Annotated in this window: 3 protein-coding genes and 1 pseudogene; all 4 read left to right on the top strand. The window is 38.6% G+C overall.

Annotated elements, in window-relative coordinates:
• A pseudogene (locus DC498_RS25725) lies at window positions 1–107 on the top strand (IS982 family transposase); the annotation flags it as partial.
• A gap of 175 nt (window positions 108–282) precedes the next feature.
• Entirely contained in the window at window positions 283–1,332 is a 1,050-nt protein-coding gene (locus DC498_RS25720) for an Rpn family recombination-promoting nuclease/putative transposase (RefSeq protein WP_116876991.1), read from the top strand.
• Window positions 1,333–1,574: 242 nt separating this feature from the next.
• Window positions 1,575–3,164, top strand: a complete 1,590-nt coding sequence (locus tag DC498_RS25715) for an ankyrin repeat domain-containing protein (RefSeq protein ID WP_116876992.1) — start codon at window positions 1,575–1,577, stop codon at window positions 3,162–3,164.
• A gap of 5 nt (window positions 3,165–3,169) precedes the next feature.
• Entirely contained in the window at window positions 3,170–3,652 is a 483-nt protein-coding gene (locus DC498_RS25710; RefSeq protein ID WP_116876990.1) for a DUF2271 domain-containing protein, read from the top strand.
• Window positions 3,653–3,772: the final 120 nt, after the last annotated feature.

The raw sequence follows: 3,772 nt of genomic DNA, 5'->3' as shown, positions 1-3,772 counted from the left end.
TAAAAGGATTATTCCTAAGAAAAATACACGCAGTGACTTTTAAAGGATTTTTGATAAAACTGGTGATGTTTATTCTAGCCTTTACACTCAATAAAATTACCGATTAACTAGCAACTTGAATTAATTAGTAATACAGAGAGGATAGTTTAGGGATGCCCATAGCACAAATACATTTGCTGCTGTGGGCTTTTTTATTGTGAGCATTTTCAGTTTCTGACAAACAGGCTAATATATGATGAATGATAGTACAAGTTCCAAACGAATTTCTTGTTATTTTTAATTATGAAAAGCACCACAAGAAACACCCCACCACCTATCGGCCGTTTTATTGACCCGCTCACCGATTTCGGTTTTAAGCGAATTTTCGGGTCCGAGCCTAATAAAGATTTACTAATAGCTTTCCTGAACGAATTATTCAGGGGGCGAAAATTAATAAAAGACCTGGTGTATAATCCTCAAGAGAACAATGCTCCAGCCCAACATTATCGCAAAACGATTTTTGATCTTACCTGCACAGGGGCAGATGGCGAAACTTTTATTATAGAAATGCAAAGGGCAGAGCAGAAGTTTTTTATAGACAGGGCTATTTTTTATACCTGCAGCAAGTTGTATGAGCAGGGGCAGAAAGGGAACAGGTATTGGGATTTCGAGCTAAAGGAAGTGTATTTTATAGCTGTTATGGATTTTAATTTTGAAAATACCTCATCTGAAAAATACCTGCATCGTGTAAGACTGGCAGAAGAAGAAACCAGCGTAACCTTTTATAACAAACTTGGGTTTATATTTCTGGAGTTGTTAAATTTCAACCTGGAAGAAAAAGAAATAAAAACTGGCCTTGAGCGTTGGATGTACGTGCTGCGCAACATGGCGCGAATGGAAAAAATTCCTGTAATTTTACATAAGAAGATATTTCAGAAATTGTTTCAAATAGCTGAGGTAGCCAATTTAAAAAAAGAGGAGTATATGCTGTACGAAAAAGCACTTTTAGATAAATGGACTGAGTATGCTGTAAAAAAGACGGCAGCAGAAAAGATTAAAGCAGCGGAAAATAAGGTCAGGGTAGCGGAAGATAAGGCCAGAACGGCAGAAAGTAAGATCAGAACAGCGGAAAATAAACTCAGGATAGCAGAACAAAAAGCTAAAAAGGCGATAAAAGAGGGTGTGGAAAAAGGCGCAGCACAAAAGACCCGGGAAATGGTGAAAAGGCTTGTCAGTAAATTGGAACTAACAGACACACAGATTGCAGATACAGCCGGAGTATCTGTAGAATATGTCAAAAAAATCCGTTCCTCCTTAAAAAAGAAAAATAATAGCATCCGAAAATCTAAATAAAGACACCAGCTTCACCCATCCTTGTGCTATCCCACTTTTCCTGTTTAGCGAAAATCTGAAATATCAATACGGTCATCTTACCCCGGCGCAAAAAAATTCCTTTCCGCGTTAATCATATTCCCTATTTCGATATTTTTTAAGACCGTATTGAAATAATTTCGCGCCATATTTCAGAACTGTTGCCTGCGCATATTTTCATAGTGATTACAGGCGCTATCTATATATCAGTAAAAATTATAAATATGAAAAAAATCCTGGCTTTTGCTTTTATGCTTGCCACGTTCTCTTTAAAAGCGCAAAAAAATGTTTTCCTTGAGCAGTCTTTCTGGAAGGAAAACCCTGATGTTGCAGCAGTTAAATCAGCTATTGAAAAAGGAAATGATCCATTGGCGTTCAATCCTGCGTCGTTTGATGCTGCGACATTTGCTATTAATAATGGCGCTCCAAATGAAACCGTTAAATACCTGGTTGAACTTCCCGGGGCAGGTGTAAGCCGCCTAACGCACGACAGCCGTATTTACCTGCACTGGGCTGCTTACAAAGGGAATGTAGCGCTGGTTGAATATTTGCTAGCTAAAGGATCGGATGTAAATCGCGAAGACAGCCATGGTTATGTTCCTGTAGCTTTTGCTGCAAATGCCGGTCAGACTGATCCAACGTTATATGAGGCTTTTTTTAAAGCAGGCGTAGATCCTAAAAAGAAATACAAAGATGGTGTGAACCTGCTTCTAATGGGTATTGCAAATGATAAAAACCTTAAGCTCACTGAATATTTTATTTCAAAAGGCTTGTCGTTAAAAGATGTGGACGATAACGGAAGTACTGCCTTTGATTATGCAGCAAGATCAGGTAATATTGAACTGATGAAAACATTGTTGCAAAAAGGCGTTAAACCAACCAATAATGCTTTATTAATGGCGGCACAGGGCACACGCAGTGGTGCCAACGGTATAGCATTATATAAATACCTGGTAGAAGAAGTCAAACTGAAACCAACCGCTGTTAACACTAACGGACAGACAGTATTGCATGCATTGGTGCGCAGGCCTAACCAGGCTGAAATCATTCAATACTTTTTAGGAAAAGCTGTGGATGTAAACAAAGCTGATAATGACGGTAACACAGCATTTATGAATGCGGTTTCCGGGAGAGATGCTGCTTTAATTGAATTGCTTTTATCCAAAGTAAAGAATATAAATGCAGTAAATACAAAAGGAGAATCTGCATTAACAGCGGCTGTAAAAAGCAGCTCAGCAGAAACGGTAACACTATTGCTGGACAAAGGTGCCGATATTAATGTAAAAGATAAAGATGGTAATAACCTTGCTTATTACCTGGTACAATCATACAGACCCCAGGCTGGCGGCAGAGGACCAGGTGGTGAAGGAAGTGCTCCCGGTGGTGGTCAACGTCCTGGTGGAGAGGGCGCTCCTGGTGGTGAGAACAGGCAGGCAGATGGTGCACGCCCCGGTGATGAGCAAAAAGACGATTTTACAGAGAAATTAAAAATATTCCAGACAAAAGGCTTAAACCTTTCTGCTCCTCAGCAGGATGGCAATACATTGTATCATCTTGCAGTTGCAAAAGGAGATATGGGATTACTGAAAAAAATCGCAGAACTTAAAGCAGATATCAACGCGAAAAATAAAGAAGGTGTAACAGCCCTTCATAAGGCAGCAATGATATCCAAAAACGATGCGATATTAAAATATCTTTTGTCGCTTGGCGCTAAAAAAGATATAACCACAGAGTTTGAAGAAACGGCATACGATCTTGCAAAAGAAAATGATTATCTCACAAAAAATAATGTATCAGTTGATTTCTTAAAGTAGTAACTATGAAGATTTTTTTAAGGTACAGTTTGGCAGCAGTATTAATATCAGCTTTTTCCTTTAACGCTTCTGCGCAAAACAAAAAGTTTAAATGTTTGGTGCAGATGTCGGGTTATATGGGAGAAGGTGCATATATAGTAGTATCACTTATTGATCCCAAAGGCGCATATGAAAAAACATTGTATGTAATGGGTGATGATAAGCAATGGTATAACACTTTGAAAGAGTGGCATAAATTTCAAACTAAAAAACCGGCCAATATCAGTGCTATTACAGGTGCTTCTGTTGCAGGCGGCGACCGCAGTGTAACAGTACTGGAAATTGATGCATCAAAAATAGACAAAGGATATAAGCTTCGTTTTGAGAGCGCTGTGGAAGATAAAGAATACTATGAAAAAGATGTAGAGATCCCGCTTACAACAGAAAAACTTTCCGGTAAAACGGATGGCGCCGGTTATATCCGTTATGTGAGGATCAGTCCTAATTAACCCAAGTTGCTAGTTAAATGAGGAGAAAAGGAGCATCAATAAAAGATAATTTTGAGTTACCACACACAAAACTCAATTATCAATGCTCACAGCTGATAAAATTATAGGTATTTATTGTAT

The organism is Terrimonas sp. (genome assembly GCF_003075435.1).
Lineage (GTDB): Bacteria > Bacteroidota > Bacteroidia > Chitinophagales > Chitinophagaceae > Agriterribacter.
Note: the sequence above shows the minus strand (reverse complement) of the source record. Positions and strands in the feature narration are given on the sequence as shown.